Below are 18,400 nucleotides of genomic sequence, written 5' to 3'. Positions count from 1 at the left end.
TTTAAGAAAACCTGCTCTCCTCATTCCTATCCGCTGATCAACATGGCGAAATTCAACGACATCCAACTCTTGCGCACAACTTTCCTGCGTGGCCCCAGTGTCTGGACCTACCGCCCGGTACTGGAGGTCTGGCTGGATCTGGGAGAGCTGGAAGACTATCCGTCCAACAAGATTCCCGGCCTCAACGAGCGCCTGACCAGCTGGCTGCCCGACCTGATCGAGCACACCTGTGGCGTCGGCGAGCGCGGCGGCTTCATCCAGCGCCTGGAAGGCGGCACCTGGATGGGTCATGTGATGGAGCATGTAATCATCGAGCTGCTGAACCTGGCCGGCATGCCCGCCGAGTTCGGTCAGACCCGCGAAATTTCCAGGCGCGGCGTGTACCGCATGGTGTTCCGCTGCCCCGAAGAGGCCGTGGCCCGCGTGGCGCTGGAATATGGGCACAAGCTGCTGATGGCGGCCATCAATGACGAGCCGTTCGACCTCAAGCCCGCCGTGCATGCCATCAAGACGGCCATCAACGACCGCTACCTGGGCCCCTCGACAGGCTGCATCGTCGATGCCGCCAGCGAGCGCCGCATCCCCCATATCCGCCTCAACGACGGCAACCTGGTGCAGCTGGGTTATGGCGCGGCACAGCGCCGCATCTGGACCGCAGAGTCCGACCAGACCAGCGCCATCGCCGAAGGCATTGCCCAGGACAAGGACTTCACCAAGCGCCTGCTGGCCGCCTGCGGCGTGCCCGTGCCAGAAGGCCAGATCGTGGCATCGCCCGAAGAAGCCTGGGAAGTGGCGCAGGACATCGGCTTTCCCGTGACCGTCAAGCCTTCGGACGGCAACCATGCCCGTGGCGTGACCCTGGAGCTGTCCAAGGAAGCGGACATCAAGGCCGCGTTTGCACTGGCCCAGCCCGAAGGCTCGGACGTGATCGTCGAAAAATTCATCGACGGCGTGGAGCACCGCCTGCTGGTCGTGGGCGGCAAGGTGGTGGCAGCGACCAAGGGCGAGACGGTTTCCGTCTACGGCAATGGCAATGCCACGCTGCGCGAGCTGGTGGAAGTGCTGAACCAGGACCCGCGCCGCGGCCCCGAGCAGGAATACCCGCTGGATTGGATCAATCTGGAAGCCGGCGCCGTCAAGCTGGAACTCAATCGCCAGCATGTGACGCCCGACAGCGTGATCCCCCAGGGTCAGGGCGTGCTGTTGCAGCGCAACGGCAATATGGCCATCGACTGCCTGGACGATGTACACCCCGACGTGGCTTACTACGCCGTGCTGGCCGCCAAGATCGTTGGCCTGGACATTGCCGGCATGGACATGATCCTCAAGGATGTCTCCAAGCCCATGCAGGGCCAGGGAGCGATTCTGGAAGTCAACGCCGGCCCCGGCCTGTTGATGCACCTCAAGCCCACCAGCGGCGCACCGCGTCCTGTGGGCATGGCGATTGCCGACCATCTCTTCCCCCGCGAAGACGGTGCCGGCGCTGGTCGCATTCCCGTGGTCGGCATTGTGGGCACACGCAACAACGCCTTCATTTCGCGCCTGGTCGGCTGGCTGCTGCAGCTGTCGGGCAAGCTGACCGGCGTGGCCAGCAGCGAAGGCATGTTCCTCGCCAATCGCCATACGCAAAAGACCAATACCGCCAACTGGGCCGGAGCCCATCGTCTGCTGACCAACCGTCTGGCCGAAGCCGCCGTCATCCAGACCACGGCCCGTTCCATTCTGGAAGAAGGCCTGGCCTATGACCGCTGCCTGGTCGGCGTGGTCACCGACATGGACGGCTACGAGCAACTGGCCGATCACGATGTGCTGGAGCCCGGCCAGATGCGCCGCGTGATGCGCACCCAGATCGACGTGGTGCTGGACGAAGGCGCGGGCGTGCTCAACGCCGACCTGCCCGAAGTGGCCGATCTGGCCGAGCTCTGCGACGGCGAAGTCATTCTGTACGCCACCGGTGCCGACAATGAATTTGTCGCCGCCCACCGCGCCAACACCGAAGCCCGTCATGAAGGTGGCCGCGCCGTCTTCCTCAAGGGCAATAACGTGGTGCTGGCCACAGGCACGCAGGAGCGTGTGCTGGGCACGCTGGAAGCGCTGTCGCTGGCAGGCGGCAAGCGCCCCGACACCAGCGCGCTGCTGGCTGCGATTGCCTCCGCCTGGGCGCTGGACATCACGCCCGAGCTGATCGGCGCCGGCATCAAGACCTTTGAATACCAGGCTTGATTGCCCCATAAAACGCTTCAACAGATATAGCTGCTGACGCTTTCCTCACAAGCGTCAGACCAAGAAAAAGCTTGAAATCCAGCTGAAAGAAACACTATGCAGATCACTCGCAACCGAGCCTTGCGCGGCCCCAACCTCTGGACCCGCAGCACAGCCATCGAAGCCATCGTGCACTGCGAAGACAGCGAGCTGCTGTACACCGCCATGCCCGGCTTTGAAGAAAAGCTGCGCGCGCGTTTCCCCACCATCGGTACGCTGCAGCCGCATGGCGCAGACCAGCGCCTGTCGCTGGCCCATGTGCTGGAAGTTGCCGCCCTGTCGCTACAGGCCCAGGCGGGCTGCCCCGTCACCTTCAGCCGCACCCACGAGACCGTGGAGCAAGGCACCTTCCAGGTGGTGGTCGAGTACACCGAAGAATCCGTGGGCAAGCTGGCCATGGAGCGTGCCGAAGCCCTGATTCAGGCGGCATTGAACGACACGCCCTTCGACGCCGACGCCACGATTGCCGAGCTGCGCGAGCTGGACGAGGACGACCGTATCGGCCCCTCGACAGGCGCCATCGTCGATGCCGCCGTAGCACGCGGCATTCCCTTCCGTCGCCTGACCACCGGCTCGCTGGTGCAGCTGGGCTGGGGTTCGCGTGCGCGCCGCTTCCAGGCCGCCGAGATCGACTCCACCAGCGCCGTGGCCGAATCCATTGCGCAGGACAAGGATCTGACCAAGCGCCTGCTGCATGCAGCCGGCGTGCCCGTACCCATGGGCCGCCCCGTCACCGACGTGGAAGACGCCTGGGCCGTGGCCCAGGAAGTGGGTCTGCCCGTGGTGGTCAAACCCCAGGACGGCAACCAGGGCAAGGGCGTGGTGGTGAACATCACCACCCGCGAAGGCCTGGAGGCCGCTTACAAGACCGCCAGCGAATTTGGCGACGAGATCCTCGTCGAGCGCTTTTTGCCCGGCCATGACTTCCGCATGCTGGTCGTCGGCGGCCAGCTGGTCGCTGCCGCCCGCCGCGAGCCTCCCCAGGTGCTGGGCGACGGCCAGCACACCATCCGCGAGCTGGTGAACATCGTCAACCAGGACCCGCGCCGCGGCTCCGGCCACGGCACGGCACTGACCAAGGTACGCCTGGACGACATCGCCATCGCCCGCATCGCCAGCGAAGGCCTGACGCCTGACAGCGTGCCCGCCCAGGGCCAGCGCGTGGTGCTGCGCAACAACGCCAATCTGTCCACCGGCGGCAGCGCCACCGATGTGACCGATGATGTGCATCCCGAAATCGCCGCGCGCGCCATCGAGGCCGCACAGACCATCGGCCTGCATATCTGCGGCGTGGACGTGGTCTGCGAAACCATGCTCAAGCCTCTGGAAGAGCAAAGTGGCGGCATTGTGGAAGTCAATGCCGCCCCCGGCCTGCGCATGCACCTGGCGCCCTCCTTCGGCCGTCCCCGCAATGTGGGCGTGCCCATGGTGGACGAGCTGTTCGCGCCCGGCGACGACGGCCGCATCCCCCTGGTCGCTGTCACCGGCACCAACGGCAAGACCACGACCACGCGTGTGATCGCCCATCTGTTCACCTCGCATGGCTGGCGCACTGCCATGACCAATACCGATGGCGTGTACGTCAACGGCCGCCAGATCGACAGCGGCGACTGCTCTGGCCCCAAGAGTGCGCGCAACGCCCTGGCCCACCCCGAGACCGATGCGGCCGTGCTGGAATGCGCACGCGGCGGCATCTTGCGTGAAGGCCTGGGCTTTGACCGCTGCCAGGTCGCCGTGGTCACCAATGTGGGCGAAGGCGACCACCTGGGCCTGAACTTCATCACCACCAAGGAAGATGTCAGCGTTCTCAAGCGCGTCATCGTGCAGAACGTGGCTTCCACGGGCTATGCCGTGCTCAATGCCGCCGATCCACTGGTCGCGGCCATGGCCCATGTCTGCCCCGGCAAGGTCATCTTCTTTGCCGCCGACCGCCACCACCCCGTCATGGCCACGCACCGTGCCCAGGGCAGCCGCGTGGTCTATGTCGATGGCGACGCCATCGTGGCCGCAGAAGGCTCCTGGCGCGAGAGCATCGCGCTGCGCGACATTCCGCTGACCCGTAACGGCACCATCACCTTCCAGGTGGAAAACGTCATGGCCTCCATCGGCGCCGCATGGGCCGCAGGCCTGCCCTGGCAGACCATCCGTCGCGGTCTGGCCGGCTTCCTCAACGACAGCGACAACGCCCCTGCCCGCTTCAATGTGATGGATTACAAGGGCGCCACCATCATTGCCGACTACGGCCACAACCCCGACGCCATCCGCGCGCTGTCGCAGGCCGTGGAAGCCATGCCCGCCAAGCGCCGCAGCGTGGTGATCTCGGGCGCCGGCGATCGCCGCGACCAGGACATCACCGAACAGACCCAGATCCTGGGCAAGGTGTTCGATGATGTGGTGCTCTATCAGGACGCCTGCCAGCGTGGCCGCGTGGATGGAGAAGTCCTGGCCCTGCTGAAAAAGGGCCTGGAAGGCGCTCCGCGCACCAGCTACAGCACAGAGATCCATGGCGAGTTCCTTGCCATCGACCATGCCCTGGCTCGCCTGCAGCCCGGCGACCTGTGCCTGGTGCTGGTGGATCAGGTGGAAGAAGCTCTGGAGCATCTGCGCAAGCATGTGAATGGACAGTGACCCCCTGAGGGGGACGACGGCCTCGCCGCGAGGCGGCGCGGCCGTCCAGGCTCTCGCTTGAGCGAGTGCCTATATTCCAGCCCAGGAGCCGTGCATGAACCCTCGGCCCCTCCATACCGACCCGGCCTTGCGCCGGGTTCTGTATTTGAAGTCACAGCACTTTGCACCTGCGGCAGGGCTTGCGCGGCGGTTTTCACGCATGGTCTGAGGCGGCAGACGACGTATGATGCGGACGCATATCAGCACCGCCCGACCCATGACCTTGCAACAGCTTCGCCGCATTGCCACCTGCCTGCTGGGCCGGTGCGTGCTGGCATGGATGGCACTGTCCATGGGGGTGGCGGCAGCCGCGCCGCTGATCCAGTCCCAGGGGTTTGAGCTGATCTGCACCAGCACCGGCGCGGTCAAGCTGATCGTCAAGGGCGAAGACGGCGGCAGTGCCCTGGGTGCGGGCCACCTCGATTGCCCCATGTGCCTGCCCCATGCAGCACCGCCTCCGCCCGCGCTGCAGCTGCCGCCCCCTACCGCATCGCCGCTGTGGCATGCGCTGCAGCCCGTGCAGCGGGCGCGCATCGCCTCACTCACCGCAGCCCCCCTGCCTGCGCGCGGACCGCCTCCCGTTTACCTCTGAACCATTTCAGGCTCTAGCGCAGTTCCGATCTGCGCTGGCCGCAATCAGATTCATAGGGACAACCACGTCCCAAGGTAAGCATTCATGAAACAGATTTTTCTGCCGCTGGTGGTCAGTGGTATTGCATGGCCGTGCCTGGCCCAGACCTCAACCGATTCCGCCGACCTGCCTGAGCGCTCCAAGACCCTGGGCGTGGTCACCGTCAACGGCGGCCAGCCCAGCTCGCTGCCCACGCAGATTCCGACCACCATCGAAGGCATCACGCGCGAGGAGATAGAGACCCGCATCAATGCCACCGACAGCGAGGATGCCCTCAAATATCTGCCCAGCCTGCTGGTGCGCAAGCGCTATATCGGCGACTACAACCACGCCATCCTCTCTACCCGCGCTTCGGGCACGGGCAATAGCGCGCGCTCGGCCGTCTATGCCGACGGCATTTTGCTGTCCAACTATCTGGGCAATGGCATTGCCAACGGCAGCAACTATGCGCCGCGCTGGGGCCTGGTGACGCCTGAGGAGATCGAACGCGTCGATGTCATGTACGGCCCGTTCTCGGCCGCCTACCCCGGCAATTCCGCCGGCGCCGTGGTGGACTATGTGACGCGCATGCCCGACAAGCTCGAAGCCCATGTGGCCGCCGGCTATGCCCACCAGAGTGCCGACGTGCTGGGCAGCAGCGGCCATTACCGCAGCTGGAATACCAGCGCCTCCATCGGCAGCAGAAGCGGCGACTGGTCGTACTGGATCAATCTGAGCCGCAGCGACAGCCAGGGCCAGCCCATGACCTTCCCCACCGTGCTGCAGTCCGCCGGCGTGGCGGGCGGTGCCGGCACGCCCGTGACCGGGGCGATTGCCGGGCTCAACACCACCAACCAGCCCTGGTACATCCTGGGCGCGGGCACGCAGTACCGCACCCGGCAGGATCACGCCAAGATCAAGCTGGCCTATGACATCACGCCCACGCTGCGCGCCAGCTACACGCTGGGCTGGTGGCAGAACAGCGCCAGAGGCAGCTCCGAGACCTATCTGCGCGGGCCCGACGGCCAGCCGGTCTATAGCGGCAACATCAATATCGACGGCAAGACCTACAAGCTGGCCGACACCGCCTTCGGCCTGAGCCAGGACCAGCAGACACACACCATGCATGGCGTCTCGCTCAAAAGCCATACCCAGGGCGAGTTCGACTGGGAGCTCAGCGCCAGCCTCTATGACTACGGCAAGGATCAGCAGCGTGTTCCCACCGTGGCCCAGCCGGCTGCCAGTCTGGGCGGCAAGGGCACGCTGCAGGATCAGGACGGCACGGGCTGGAACACGCTGGCAGCCAAGGGCACATGGCGACAGAACGACATACTGGGCCTGCAGGGCACACATATCGTGGACTTCGGCCTGGGCCGCGATGCCTACAAGCTCAACATCAGCAAATACAACGTGCTGGGCGACTGGCAGTCCGGCCCGGCCAACGAGCAGGCTGTCGTCAGCCAGGTCGGCGGCAGAGCCGAGACCCACTATGCCTGGGCACAGGACAGCTGGCAGCTGGCCAGGGACTGGAAGGCCGTGCTGGGTCTGCGCTGGGAGGACTGGACGGCCAGCCAGGGCCGCACCGCCACGGCCAGCAGCCAGCTGAGTTACGCCCAGCGCAGCGAATCGCATTTCTCGCCCAAGGCCGCGCTGGCCTACCAGCTGGCCCACAGCACCACGCTCAAGGCCTCGCTGGGCCGTGCCGTGCGCTTTCCCACCGTGGGCGAGCTGTATGGCGCGACTTCGGGCGGCGCGCTGTCCTTCATCAATGACCCGAATCTGAAACCCGAAAAATCCTGGACGGGCGAGCTGACGGCCGAGCAAGACCTGGGTAACGGCCTGCTGCGCGCAACCTGGTTCCACGAGCGCACGCGCGATGCGCTCTACAGCCAGCTGATTCCCGGCACCACCATCTCTGCGGTGCAGAACGTAGATCAGGTTCGTACCTCGGGGCTGGAGCTGGCTTACTCGGCGCAGTCGGTGTGGATTCGGGGGCTGGACCTGGGCGGCAGCCTGACCTGGGCCAATTCGCGCATCACGGCCAATGCCGCCAATCCGGCCAGCGTCGGCAAATGGCAGCCGCGCGTGCCACGCTGGCGCGCTACGGCCTGGGCCACCTACAAGCCCGATGAACGCTGGGCCCTGACGGTGGCCGCGCGCTACAGCGGGCGCCAGTACTCGAATCTGGACAACAGCGATGTCCATGCCGACACCTATATGGGTGCCAGCCAGTACTTCAGCGTCGATCTGCGGGCACGCTATCAGATCGACAAGCAGTTGTCGGCCGCCTTTGGCATAGACAACGCCAACAATGCCAGGTACTGGAACTTCCATCCCTATCCGCAAAGAAGCTTTAGCGCCTCCCTGCGCTGGGATCTTTAGGCGCAGGCGGTTCTAGGCCAACCTGGCCACCAGGCCATGGGTCTTGCGCATCCTGAAAGTGCCCAGGCAGGCCAGCAGCGCCAGGGCCGGGCCCAGCACGCAGGCACCCTGCCAGCCGTCAATGCGCCAGGCGAGAGTCCCCAGCGCCGAGCCCGCCGCCGCGCCCGTGAAATAGCCCGTCATATAGACGGCATTCATGCGGCCGCGCGCTGCGGGCAGCAACTGGGCCACCGTGGCCTGGTTGGTGATGTTCAGGCATTGCAGACCCAGATCGATCACCACCATGCCCAGCACGAACCAGCCCAGATGCGCTCCGCCCACCCACAGCAGCGGCCAGGACAGCAGCAGGGCCAGCGCCCCGATGGCACAGCTCACGCGGCCCAGGCCCTTGTCCACCAGCCGCCCCGCCTGCGTGGCCACCAGGGCACCCGCTGCGCCAGCCAGACCGATCAAGCCGATCTGGCCGTCATCCAGACCCAGGGGACCGCTGGACAACTGCAGCGCCATGGTCGAGAACAGCACGCTGACCGAGGCGAACGCCAGCGCGCTGACCAGGGTGCGCTGGCGCAGGCCCGGCTGACTGCGCAGCAGATGCCACATGCTTCTCAGCACCTGTGGATAACTGACAGGGCTGGGGTTGCGCGATGCCGGCAACGCCCTCCACAGCCACAGCGCCACCACGGCCATCACCAGCGCCGCGCCCTGGTAGACGGCTTGCCAGCCCCAGGCCTCCGAGACCATGCCGGCCACGCTGCGCGCCAGCAGAATGCCCAGCAGCAGACCGCTCATCACCCAACCGACGGCCCGCCCGCTTTGCCCAGGCTGGGCCAGCGCCGCCGCCATGGGCACCAGCACCTGGGCCGCAACCGAGAACAGACCAGCCATCAGCGTGCCCAGCAAAAACAGATCGAACTGACCCGCCAGGCCGCACAGCGCCTGCCCCAGGGCAGCCAGCAGCATCAGGCTCACGGCCAGGCCGCGCCGCTGCAGCTTGTCGCCCAGCGGCGCCAGCAGCAAAAGACCTGCGGCATAGGCCACCTGGGCCAGCGTCACGCTGGTCGCGGCCGCCGACTCGCTGACCGAGAAATGACCGGCAATCGAGTGCAGCAGCGGCTGGTTGAAATAGTTGCCGCCCGCACACAGGCCGCAGGCCAGTGCCATCAACAACAGGGAGGAAGCGCTCAGACCGGGCGCGGAAACGTTCACCGACATAGATAACAGCCACATCCGGTGGATGCGGCGCTTGCATGGAGCCACCGCCCGAGGGGCCGTCGCAGATCAAAGAGGGAGTTAGCAAGTCCGGCATGCGCTGTGTCATGCCTGTGGCAGCGTCTCAGCTGCCGGCGCCCGCCAGCAGGCCGGGGCAAACCGTGATGCAATACAGAAAGCTCTGCAGCAGCCGGTATTGTCTTCAGCCCGGCTGCCAATCCCTTGTTCGGGACACAATGCCCTTTCAAAAGACAAGGGTTAACCCTTAACTCACTGTATGCGCACCACCATGAAATTGCTCTCCGCCGCTCTGGCCGTTGCAGCCGCCACCGTAGGAACCATGGCCTTTGTCGGCATGAGCCATGCCGAGCAGATCGGCGCCGTGGATACCGTCTTCAAGTGGATTGGCCCGGATCACAAGATCGTGGTCGATGCCTATGACGACCCCAAGGTGCCGGGCGTGACCTGCTATGTCTCGCGTGCCAAGACCGGCGGCATCAAGGGCGGCCTGGGCCTGGCCGAGGATCGCTCGGAAGCGTCTATCGCCTGCCAGGCCACGGGCAATATCCAGTTCCCCGCGCCGCTCAGGCAGCAGGAAGAAGTGTTTACCGAGCGCACCTCGCTGCTGTTCAAGCGCCTGCGTGTGGTGCGCATGGTGGATGCCAAGCGCAACGCCCTGATCTATATGACCTACTCGGATCGGGTGATCGAGGGCTCTCCGCAGAACAGCGTCACCGCCGTGGCCGTGCCCCAGGGCACGGCTATCCCGCTGAAATGAAAATCAGGGCAGGCTGCGCTTGTGCGGCCTGCGTTTTAGGCAGTTTTAACTCAAGACCCAGGCCGCGCGAGCTACTGACTGAAGATCAGGCCGCCTGCGTCCAGCGCCGGCGGGCGCAGCAAATCCTCGTTCACGCCCATGGCCTGGCTGGCGCGCTCCACGGCCTGCCAGAGTCCGGCAGGCATCTGCAAAATGGCCTCGGGGGACTGCGCATCGTCGATCCAGTGGCTGATCTGCAGATGCTGTTCATGAGTGAGCAGGTCCAGGTGCAGCATTTCATCGATGGTTTTCATGGTGTTCCTCCCTGCTTGAGAAAGCCGGCGCCGTGCAACCCGCGCCTGACTTGTCTACCCAATATAGGGGCAAAAACCGCTGCCGCAAGCAAAATCATTGTCAAGAAAACATAGCTACCTGCGACTGTCATTCAAGCGCTACAGCATATTTGGAGCTTGGGCTGCGGACGGCTCGAGCGACGGCTGCTCGCCGGCCTTGCAGGCATCGACAAAGGCCTGCAGCGCAGGCGAGCGGCGCTTTCCGGCGCGCTGCACCAGAGAGAAGTTGCGCCACATGCGCGGCAAGGTGGTGGGCAGAATCTCCAGCGCACGAGCCTGCAGCTGTGACTGCACCAGCACGCGCGACAGACAGCTGATGCCCAGCCCCTGCTCGACACAGCGTGCAATCGCCTCGGAGCTGCCCAGCGTGGCGGTCGCAGGCAGCTGATGCAGATGCGGCAGCAGCGCATGCTCGACCATCTCGCGCGTGCCTGAGCCCGCCTCGCGCAGCAGCCATGCCGCCTTGCGCAGCGCTGCCACGCCCAGCGGCTTGCTGCGCGCCTGCTCGGCCAGCGGGTCCTGCGGCGATGCCACGATGACCAGTTCGTCACGCAGCCAGGGCTCGACCTCCAGCCCCTGCCAGTGGCTGCTGCCCTCGATCAGGCCCATGTCGACCTCCATGGCCAGCACGGCTTCGCCCACTTCCTGGGTATTGGCGATCTGCAGGTCCACGCGCACCAGCGGATGCGAGCGTGCCAGCCGCGCCAGCACTTCGGGCAGCGCATAGGTGCCGATGGTGGTGCTGGCCGCCACGCGCAGGCGCACCGGCATATTGGCCGCACGCGCGGAAAACGTCTGCTCTATGCCTCTTGCCTGCTCCAGCACGCTCAGGGCCTGAGGCAATAGCGCACGACCCGCATCGTTGAGCACCAGGCGCTTGCCCACGCGCTCGAACAGTTGCACGCCCAGGCCTTGCTCCAGCTGCTGCAGCGCGGCACTGGTGGCCGACTGCGAAAGCGCTACGGCCTCTGCGGCAGCCACCGTGGTCCCGCTTTGAGCCACGGCGCAGAAGATCTCGAACTGACGCAAGGTGAGGTGCAGCATGACGATGATTCGTATATTCGTATCGATGACAGCAGGCTCGCCAGGAGCCCTGGCCTACCAGCAAAAAATGGGCGGCCCGGCCCCTACGGCACCGGCTCATCCAGTCAATGATTGAGTCGAATCGCAGGATGCAGAGAGCTCAATCTACCTGTTTTATAGGTTGATCTTACAAAAACTATTAGTTATACAAATATAACCAGGAAATCTAAAGTGATCTCCATGCCGGCAATCAGACCTGTTGTCTTGCCTGCTGCGAAAGGTCACGATGAACACTACAACACTGAAAAACTCCGCACCCTCGCAAGGCTGGATGCACAAAACCGGCGGGATGATTCCCGGCCTGCTGCTGGCGGGCGCCATCGCTGCCGTGGCCACCTGGGCCGCGCAGTTTCCGGCCATCAGGAACAACGGCCTGAGCGCGCTGACGCTGGCCATCATCATCGGCCTGTTGATCGGCAACACCGTCTATCCGGCCATCGCCAGCCAGTGTGCCAGCGGCATCGCCTTCACCAAGGCCCGTCTGCTGCGCACCGGCATCGTGCTCTACGGTCTGCGCCTGACCTTCCAGGACATCGGCCAGGTCGGCATGGCCGGTGTGGTGATCGATGCGCTGGTGCTGTCCAGCACCTTTTTGCTGGCGCAGTGGATAGGCCAGAAGTTGCTGGGCATGGACAAGCGCACCACCATGCTGGTGGGGGCAGGCGCCTCCATCTGCGGCGCTGCCGCTGTGCTGGCCACCGAACCCGTGGTCAAGGGCCGTGCCGAGGACGTGGCCGTGGCCGTGGCCACCGTGGTGGTGTTCGGCACCATCGGCACCTTTCTCTACCCGGCGCTGTTCCACTGGAATGCCGAGTACGGCTGGATAGACACCAGCATGCAGCAGTACGGCGTTTTCGTCGGCTCCACCGTGCATGAGGTGGCCCAGGTCGTGGCCGCCGGCGAAGCCATAGGCAGCCAGGCCGCCGATACGGCGGTGATCGCCAAGATGGTTCGCGTGATGATGCTGGCGCCCTTCCTGCTGGTGCTGTCCATGTGGCTGACACGCAGCGAACGGACCCTGGGTGTGAACAACGGCCAGCCCGGCAACCGGATCACCATTCCCTGGTTTGCCGTGGGCTTCGTGGCCATGGCCGGCGTCAACTCCCTGGGCGTGCTGCCCAAGGAAGTGGTCAGCGTCGGCATTCAACTCGACAACGCGCTGCTGGCCCTGGCCATGGCCGCTCTGGGCCTGACCACCCATATCCGCGCCGTGCGTGCTGCCGGCACCAAGCCGCTGATTCTGGCCCTGGCTCTGTTCGCCTGGTTGCTGGTCGCCGGCCTGGCATTGAACCTCTGGATTCCAACACTTTTTTGATAGCGGCTTGCGCCTGACTGGATTAGAAATAGAAAATCTACAGGTCTGAAACCCTTTGGAAGAGAGCGCTTGTCGCTCTCTTTTTTTGCATGAATACAAGGGAATACCCTTGTTATAAATGCAGACTCAATTAGTTTGAATTGCAAATTAATTGTGTGAGCATCAAAATTCGGCCATGTCTTTTGCCGATGCTCCCTCCCGCGACCGCCTGGGCTTTCTCATGGTCACCCTGACCCGCCAATGGCGGCGTTTTGTCGAAGAACAGCTGGCGGCCAGCGGCCTGACCGACGCCACCTGGACGCCGCTTCTGCATCTGCGCGCCTGGGGCGACGGCGTGACGCAAAAGGAGCTGGCCGAGCGCGTGGGCCTCGATGGCTCCAGCCTGGTGCGCCTGCTGGACATTCTCGAGGGCAAGGGCTGGGTGGAGCGCCGAGCCGATGTGGCCGACCGCCGCAGCAAGCGCATCTTCCTCACGGCCGAAGGCAATAGCGCCGTGGACCATGTCCGCGCCACCATGCTGGAGGCCGAGCTCAGCCTGCTGCAGGACCTTGAGGACTCCGAGGTCGAAGCCATGCTGGACGGCGTCAACAAGATTCGCGCCCGCATCGAGCAGATGCACGAGCAGCGCTCAGCCCAAGTCCATCCCGGTACCGAGGAGCGCGCATGAGCGTGGCTGCCTACGACCGCCTGCTGGAGCGCGCCACGTTATGGGGCTTTGACAGCGCCCGCCTGCGCCAGCATCTGCGCACGGCTTTTGCAGCCTGTATTGCCGTGTTCGCTGCCTGGGCCCTGGGGCTGGAACATCCGCAATGGGCGGGCATGACGGTCTGGGCCGCCTCCCAGCCGCTGCGCGGCCAGTTGCTGGAGAAAAGCTTTTTCCGTACCACGGGCACGCTGGTCGGCACGGCCGCCGGCGTGGTGCTGGTGCTGGTGGCCAATGGCGATCTGCTCTGGCTGGTCACGGGGCTGGCGGTGTGGATAGGCATCTGCGCGGGCCTGGGCAATCTGCAGCGCAGCTTTGCCTCCTACGGCACCATGCTGGCCGGCTATTCGGCCTCAATGGTAGCCCTGCTGGACAACGGCAACCCCGCCCATGTCTACGCGCTGGGCTGGGATCGTTTGTTCACCGCACTGACCGGCGTGGCTGCCGCCCTCGTCGTGGGCTGGCTGTTCACGCCCGTGGGCGCTGAAATCCCCGGCGACGGCAGGGTACGGCGACTCTGCGCCCGCCTGCTGCGCGACATCGCGGACGCCGCACAGGCCACGGCCAGCGGGCATAGCGCCCTCAGCCCCAGGGACCTGGCTGAGCGACTGGCCGTGATGGCTGCCATCGAAGAAGGGCTGGACCCACATGCCGCGGGCTCGCAGCGTTCGCGCCGCGCCGTGCGGGCGCTGCGCCGCCTGATCAACACCCAGATTTCGGCCCTGCTCTGGCTGCGCGACAGCACGGGCAAGACCATCACCCCGGCATTCACGCCTGCGCAGGCCCAGGCCATGACGGCCGCGCTGGAGCAGGCCGCCATGCTGCTCGAAACCCAGCCCGCACCGCTAGCCGCCATCGACGCCATCGCCACGGCCCGCAGCGCCGCCGCCGGCTGGGGCCATGCCGAGGAGATTCTGGGCAATATCGGCCTGGCCCTGCAGGCTCACTTTGTGGCTGCCAGCGACCTGACTCTGCCAGCCCACCATCGCGCACGCCAGTTGCCCGTGGTCCTGCACAGCGACTGGGTGGGCGCGCGCCGGGCCATGCTGCGGGCCTTCAGCTCCATTTTTCTGGTCGGCCTGATCTGGGTCGTCACGGGCTGGCATGGCGGCGCCTATATGTTGCTGGGCCTGTCGGTGATGATCACCGTGTTCTCCTCGTTCGAGAACCCGGCCTTCACCATGCGCTTTGTGATTCTGGGCCAGGCCATGGGCGCGGGCGTGGCGCTGGTCTGCCAGTGGTTTGCCTGGCCGTTCGCCAACAGCCAGCTGCAGATGGTGCTGATGATGCTGCCCTTCATCTTCCTTGGCGCCCTGCTGCTCAGCCACCGCCGCACCACGCTGTACGGCTTTGACTGCAATATGGTGATCCTGCTGGCGCTGTCGCCGCATTTCCCCTACCAGCTCGATGTGGGCCACTCGCTGTCCATGGCCTTTGCCATCGTCACCGGCCCGCTGGCCGGCTGGGCCGCCTATCGCTTCATCCTGCCCGTCACCGCGCAAGGCAGGCTCAACGGCCTGCGCGCCATGATGGTTCATGAGTTGCAGGACATGGCCTGCGCCCCGGTGCACGCCCGAGACGTGCGCGTGTGGCGCGCCCGCCTCTATCACCGCCTGCTGCGCCTGGTGCGCGCCTCCGAAAAAGTCAGCGCCCCCGCCGTGCAGGACGCGGCCGACTGCGGTCTGGCCGCGCTGCGGGTGGGCAAGGCCGTGCTGATCCTGCACCAGTTGCAGGCGGATGTACTCCTGTCCGAAAGCAGCTTGCGCGGTGTGCGCAGCGCGCTGCAGAGACTGCAGCAATTGCCCAGCGCTCCCGCCAGGGCCGTGCCGCTGCTGCAAGGCCTGGCCCGGCGCATACAGCAGCGCCAGCCCGAGCAGGCGCTGCAACTGCGGCTGGCCGCCCAGGACATCCGCGAGCATCCGGCCTTCTTTGCCTCCAGCGCCGCGTTGCGCTGACCACTTCAGAGGCTGCCCGAGAGATGGGCGGCAATCGCCGCCTTGCTGACGCCATAGAGCTCAGCCAGCGCTGCGGGCGTGGCCACGGCGCGCGGCTCGCCCACGCCCAGCAGCCGACCATGGCCCAGCAAAGCGATCCGGCTGGCCACGCGCAAGCCGTGCTCTGGCTGGTGGGTGGACAACAGCATGGCCATGCCCTGTGCGCTCAGCGCCCCGATCTGCTCCAGCACGCGGATCTGGTTGCCGAAGTCCAGGCTGGCCGTGGGCTCGTCCATGACCAGCAGCGCCGGCTCCTGCGCCAGCGCGCGTGCAATCAACACCAGTTGCCGCTCGCCGCCGCTGAGCTCGGTGTAGCGGCGCGCGGCCAGATGGGAGATCTTCAGCCGCTCCATGCAGGCCAGTGCCATGGCCCGGTCCGCTCCGGACGGCCTGGCCAGAAGGGGCAGGCGCGCGGCGCGTCCCATGAGCACCATGTCCAGAGCCTCGAAGGCAAACACTCCGGCCTGGGCCTGGGGCACATAGCCGACGCGGCGCGCGAACTCCGCGCGCGGCCAGTGCTGTACCGGCTGGCCCTCCACCAGCACCCGGCCCGCCAGCGGCGGCAGCAGGCCCAGAACCGTGCGAAACAGCGTGGTCTTGCCGCAGCCGTTGGGGCCGAGCAGACACAGCACCTCGCCCGCGTCAATCGACAGATCCACCGCTTCGCTGACCACGCAGCGGCCATGGCCGGTGCTCAGGCCCTGCAAGTCCAGCACCGTCATCAGACATCTCCTTCGCGGCGGCCCGTGCGGGCCAGCAGATAGAGAAAAAACGGTGCGCCGACCAGAGCAGTCAGAATGCCCAGCGGCAGCTCGATGCGCGCCATGCTGCGGGCCAGCGTATCGGCCGCCACCACAAAGCCCGCACCCAGCAGGGCCGAGGCCGGCAGCAGGCGCACGAAATCGGGGCCGACCAGCAGGCGCGCCACATGCGGCACCACCAGCCCGACCCAGCCGATGATGCCGGCCAGCGACACGGCCGCCGCCGTGCCCAGCGTGGCGCAGACCACCAGCACCAGGCGCAGCCGCCCGACCGGCACGCCCAGAGCCCGCGCCTCCTCATCGGGCAGGGCCAGCAGATTGATGCGCCAGCGCAGCAGCAGCAAAGGCAGCAGGGCCGCCAGCATCACGGGCGCCGTGGCGGCCACTTCCTGCAGCGTCACGGCCGACAGGCCGCCCATGAGCCAGAAGGTGATGGACGGCAGCTGGGTGTTCGGGTCGGCCAGGGTCTTGATCAGAGCAATGCCGGCCCCCAGCAGGGCGCCCAGTGCAATACCGGCCAGTACCAACACCAGCACCGGATCGTGCCTGCGCACGCAGGCGCTGATAGCCACCACGACGGCCACTGCGATCAGACCGCCACCAAAGGCCAGCCATTGCACGGCAAACATCGACAGGCCCAGATAGATGGCGATGACGGCACCCAGGCCGGCACCGGCCGAAACGCCAAGAATGTCAGGCGAGACCAGGGGGTTGCGAAACATGCCCTGGTAGGCCGCACCGGCTGCAGCCAGCATCGCGCCGACCGCCATGCCGGCTGCGATGCGCGGCAGCCTGATGTTCCAGAGCACGGTTTCGGCCGCTGACGGCAGCGGCGAAGCCGCCCCCGTGGCCCGTGCCCATAGCGCTTCGGCCAGCTGTGCCGGTGCCAGCGCAAACTGGCCCGAACCCAACGCCCAGAGCAACACCAGAGCCAGCAGGGCCAGGGCCAGCCACCAGCCCATGCCCACACGCAGATGACTGCGCTGGCGACTATGCCCGGAGGCATTGCTTGATGCCGCGCTTTCCGAGTTTCCCGCTTCTTTCGAGCTTTGAGCGCCTTCGCTGATATCGAATGAGTTCATGCCAGCCCCATGCATTCAGCGCGCCGCCTGCAGCAGCGCTTGCAACTGCGACGGCGACAGCTGGATGCCATAGAACAGTGCATAGAACTCGCGTACCGCCTGCTCCAGGGGCTTGGCGCCATGCCGCGCGGGCCGGCCAGGATGCAACTTCTCAAGCAGCCAGCGCACGCCGATCAGCCGGTTCACGCTGGGCGGGCCGTCCAGCCAACCGAAAGGCAGCACGGGCGCACAGTGCACTCTGCCGCTGCGCACGGCGCTGATGCCGCGCCACAAGGGGTCCTGGCGCACACGCTCGGCAAAACCCGCCTCCTGGGTCAGTATGACTTCGGGGTCCCAGGCCAGGATCTGCTCCATGGAGACGCGCGTGAGTCCGCCCCTGCCGGCCTGGGCCGCCACATTGCGGCCGCCCGCATACTCGATCACCTCGACATTGATGGAGCCGGCCAGCCCGGTTTCCAGGCCGTTGGCGCCGCGCCCCAGATAGACACGCGGCCGGGCCTGCTCACCAAGGCCGGCAGTCACGGCGCGCATCAGCCTGGCCGCTTCGTCGGCATGTCGGGCCAGGGTCTCGCCACGCTCGGCTGCACCCAGCAAAGCTCCGACCTCGCGCAGCTGGCGCGCATGGTCGCTCAGGCTGCCCTGCACCAGCACGCATGCCAGGCCCGTCTGGCGGGCCAGACGTTCGATGGCAGAGACATGGGTGGCGTCGGAGGTCCCGGAGTCCAGCACCAGATCGGGTTGCAGCGCCAGCAGCTTTTCAAGCGGCAGCGTGCTGCCGCGCCCCGACAGGCGTCCCAGATAGGGCAATGCCTGCAGCGGCGACCCCAGATGGGCGCGCGCCGCATCGCCGAGCTGCATGGGCCAGCCCAGCAGTTGCTGCGGCGCCAGCGCGGCCAGCAGCACGCCGGCCGGCGGACCCGAAGCGAACACGCGGCCCGGCCGTGCCGGCAGCGAGCCAAAGCGGGCTGCGATGACCGAGCCGCCATCCTGGGCCCAGGCCTCGCCCTGATACAGGCCCGAGGCCAGCGTCGCAGCTCCGGCCTGCAGCCATTGGCGCCGCGTCAGCATGCAAGGTCTTCCCTGTCTTCGCGTGCCAGCTGCTGCCGGCACCAGTGCAGCAGTGCCTGCTCGTCGACCGGCAGGCGCACGAAGGCGCCGCCGGTAAAGCTCTGCCAGCCGGCCTCGTGGCGGGCCGCCACGGCCGTGATCACGGGAATGCCGG

15 protein-coding genes are annotated in these 18,400 nt (G+C 66.1%); 8 read left to right on the top strand and 7 right to left on the bottom strand.

Annotated elements, in window-relative coordinates:
* Positions 1-42: 42 nt before the first annotated feature.
* The 4 genes from cphA (AAIL66_RS12130) to AAIL66_RS12115 all read left to right on the top strand — a co-directional run bounded on the left by cphA (AAIL66_RS12130) (position 43) and on the right by AAIL66_RS12115 (position 7,921).
* Positions 43-2,223, top strand: coding sequence for a cyanophycin synthetase (cphA, locus tag AAIL66_RS12130; RefSeq protein ID WP_034409253.1), 2,181 nt, complete (start codon positions 43-45; stop codon positions 2,221-2,223).
* 96 nt (positions 2,224-2,319) lie between these two features.
* Complete coding sequence (cphA, locus tag AAIL66_RS12125; RefSeq protein WP_034390920.1) at positions 2,320-4,890, top strand: cyanophycin synthetase; 2,571 nt, start codon at positions 2,320-2,322, stop codon at positions 4,888-4,890.
* A 256-nt stretch (positions 4,891-5,146) separates the two neighbouring features.
* Positions 5,147-5,521: a DUF2946 family protein gene (locus AAIL66_RS12120; protein ID WP_256629734.1), complete on the top strand. Its 375-nt coding sequence runs from the start codon at positions 5,147-5,149 to the stop codon at positions 5,519-5,521.
* Positions 5,522-5,605: 84 nt separating this feature from the next.
* A complete protein-coding gene (locus tag AAIL66_RS12115) occupies positions 5,606-7,921 on the top strand; it encodes a TonB-dependent receptor (RefSeq protein ID WP_343496846.1) in 2,316 nt (771 codons plus the stop codon).
* A 12-nt stretch (positions 7,922-7,933) separates the two neighbouring features.
* Here the strand turns inward: AAIL66_RS12115 and AAIL66_RS12110 are convergent, their stop codons facing one another.
* On the bottom strand, positions 7,934-9,133 hold the full coding sequence (locus AAIL66_RS12110) for an MFS transporter (RefSeq protein WP_343496845.1): 1,200 nt from the start codon (positions 9,131-9,133) through the stop codon (positions 7,934-7,936).
* 274 nt (positions 9,134-9,407) lie between these two features.
* On the opposite strand from AAIL66_RS12110, the gene AAIL66_RS12105 reads away from it, so the two are divergent.
* The gene (locus AAIL66_RS12105; protein WP_034357315.1) at positions 9,408-9,908 is read left to right on the top strand and encodes a CreA family protein; all 501 of its coding nucleotides are present in this window, start codon (positions 9,408-9,410) and stop codon (positions 9,906-9,908) included.
* Positions 9,909-9,979: 71 nt separating this feature from the next.
* Here the strand turns inward: AAIL66_RS12105 and AAIL66_RS12100 are convergent, their stop codons facing one another.
* A complete protein-coding gene (locus AAIL66_RS12100) occupies positions 9,980-10,201 on the bottom strand; it encodes a hypothetical protein (RefSeq protein ID WP_034357313.1) in 222 nt (73 codons plus the stop codon).
* A gap of 138 nt (positions 10,202-10,339) precedes the next feature.
* Positions 10,340-11,284 (bottom strand): LysR family transcriptional regulator, encoded by a 945-nt coding sequence (locus AAIL66_RS12095; RefSeq protein WP_343496844.1) that lies wholly within the window; start codon positions 11,282-11,284, stop codon positions 10,340-10,342.
* 265 nt (positions 11,285-11,549) lie between these two features.
* Between AAIL66_RS12095 and AAIL66_RS12090 the strand changes: the two genes are divergently transcribed.
* The 3 genes from AAIL66_RS12090 to AAIL66_RS12080 all read left to right on the top strand — a co-directional run bounded on the left by AAIL66_RS12090 (position 11,550) and on the right by AAIL66_RS12080 (position 15,296).
* On the top strand, positions 11,550-12,638 hold the full coding sequence (locus AAIL66_RS12090) for a YeiH family protein (RefSeq protein ID WP_034381442.1): 1,089 nt from the start codon (positions 11,550-11,552) through the stop codon (positions 12,636-12,638).
* Between the two features lie 175 nt (positions 12,639-12,813).
* Positions 12,814-13,305 (top strand): MarR family transcriptional regulator, encoded by a 492-nt coding sequence (locus tag AAIL66_RS12085; protein ID WP_034390959.1) that lies wholly within the window; start codon positions 12,814-12,816, stop codon positions 13,303-13,305.
* Positions 13,302-15,296, top strand: a complete 1,995-nt coding sequence (locus AAIL66_RS12080; RefSeq protein WP_343496843.1) for an FUSC family protein — start codon at positions 13,302-13,304, stop codon at positions 15,294-15,296. Before AAIL66_RS12085 ends, AAIL66_RS12080 begins: the two co-directional genes overlap by 4 nt.
* 5 nt (positions 15,297-15,301) lie before the next feature.
* Here AAIL66_RS12080 and AAIL66_RS12075 read toward each other — a convergent pair whose 3' ends face one another.
* The 4 genes from AAIL66_RS12075 to AAIL66_RS12060 form a co-directional block, all read right to left on the bottom strand.
* Positions 15,302-16,057: an ABC transporter ATP-binding protein gene (locus AAIL66_RS12075; RefSeq protein ID WP_343496842.1), complete on the bottom strand. Its 756-nt coding sequence runs from the start codon at positions 16,055-16,057 to the stop codon at positions 15,302-15,304.
* The gene (locus AAIL66_RS12070; protein WP_080746190.1) at positions 16,057-17,058 is read right to left on the bottom strand and encodes an iron ABC transporter permease; all 1,002 of its coding nucleotides are present in this window, start codon (positions 17,056-17,058) and stop codon (positions 16,057-16,059) included. Before AAIL66_RS12070 ends, AAIL66_RS12075 begins: the two co-directional genes overlap by 1 nt.
* A gap of 135 nt (positions 17,059-17,193) precedes the next feature.
* Positions 17,194-18,246: an iron ABC transporter substrate-binding protein gene (locus AAIL66_RS12065; RefSeq protein ID WP_343496841.1), complete on the bottom strand. Its 1,053-nt coding sequence runs from the start codon at positions 18,244-18,246 to the stop codon at positions 17,194-17,196.
* Positions 18,240-18,389, bottom strand: coding sequence for a DUF2478 domain-containing protein (locus tag AAIL66_RS12060; protein ID WP_343496882.1), 150 nt, complete (start codon positions 18,387-18,389; stop codon positions 18,240-18,242). The genes AAIL66_RS12065 and AAIL66_RS12060 overlap by 7 nt, the downstream gene beginning before the upstream one ends.
* Positions 18,390-18,400: the final 11 nt, after the last annotated feature.

Source organism: Comamonas sp. F1-6, from assembly GCF_039581415.1.
In the GTDB taxonomy this organism is placed as follows: Bacteria; Pseudomonadota; Gammaproteobacteria; order Burkholderiales; family Burkholderiaceae_C; genus Comamonas; species Comamonas thiooxydans.
Note: the sequence above shows the minus strand (reverse complement) of the source record. Positions and strands in the feature narration are given on the sequence as shown.